At 56.4% G+C, this 748-nt stretch carries 2 protein-coding genes and 1 pseudogene; all 3 read right to left on the minus strand.

Annotation, left to right across the window (positions count from 1 at the left end):
• Positions 1-264 (minus strand): NAD(P)-binding domain-containing protein (locus tag CYP26_RS10630; protein ID WP_181000830.1); only part of this gene is annotated, 264 nt, incomplete at its 3' end.
• A 51-nt stretch (positions 265-315) separates the two neighbouring features.
• Positions 316-447 carry a hypothetical protein gene (locus tag CYP26_RS10375; protein ID WP_258031355.1) on the minus strand — a complete coding sequence of 44 codons (132 nt, stop codon included), beginning with the start codon at positions 445-447 and terminating at the stop codon, positions 316-318.
• Between the two features lie 35 nt (positions 448-482).
• Positions 483-748 (minus strand): annotated as a pseudogene (locus CYP26_RS00885) (hypothetical protein); the annotation flags it as partial.

The following is a 748-nucleotide window of genomic DNA, read 5'->3' on the forward strand; positions in this document are numbered from 1 at the left end:
CACGTTCGGCATCGCGCGAGCGATATAAACGCCCTCGCCAGCAATTTGCCTAGCGCGATTTATGTCAAAACCCGGTGCCAAAAGAAGCAAAATTTTGCCCGCAAGCTCGGGCGCGATCAGACGCAAGATAGCCTCGTAGCTAGCGGGCTTAGTAGCCAGCACGACCACGTCCGCTTCGCGCGCTAGATCCGTTTCGCTCGCGGCTATTTTTACGCCGAATCTCTGTCGTAAGGCTTCGTTTTTGCTTCTGGCGCAGGCTAGGATTTCAAATTTCGCCTCTTTTTCATATTCGCGCTGACTCGCGTTTTTATCCGTTTACGCTAAATTTTCCGCCCCGTGCACCTCGCTACCGCCGTCAAATTTTCGCTCGTCCTCGGCCGAGTTTTGCCCCGCGTTAGCTGCGCTGCACTGCGCTCGCCAAAGCGCCTCTATCATCGCGCCGCCCATATTTCCGCCGCCGATGAAGCCTATTTTGACGTTGTTCAGTTCGCCGACTTTTTTAGAGTGCCTATTTTGACCGCCTTGCCCGCGATCGCCGTATTTACTGCCGCGCTATCCGCCCAGATCGCCCCCGTGACCTGCCCCGGCGCCAAGGTATAAACGCCGCCCGTTTGCGCCTCGTCGCTCGCCTGAAAGTCGTTGCCCGCGACCAGCTCATAAACGACGTTCGTGTCGTTTTCAAATTTGATCGCCACTTTTAGCGTCGGCTCCATTTTCTGCTTCGCCGCGCCCGCGTACTGCTCGAGTA

This window comes from Campylobacter concisus (assembly GCF_002913225.1).
GTDB classification, from domain to species: domain Bacteria; phylum Campylobacterota; class Campylobacteria; order Campylobacterales; family Campylobacteraceae; genus Campylobacter_A; species Campylobacter_A concisus_J.

Excerpts from the sequence above, each read along its gene's own strand:
- CYP26_RS10375 (WP_258031355.1), bottom strand. The coding sequence starts at position 447 with ATGGGCGGCGCGATGATAGAGGCGCTTTGGCGAGCGCAGTGCAGCGCA.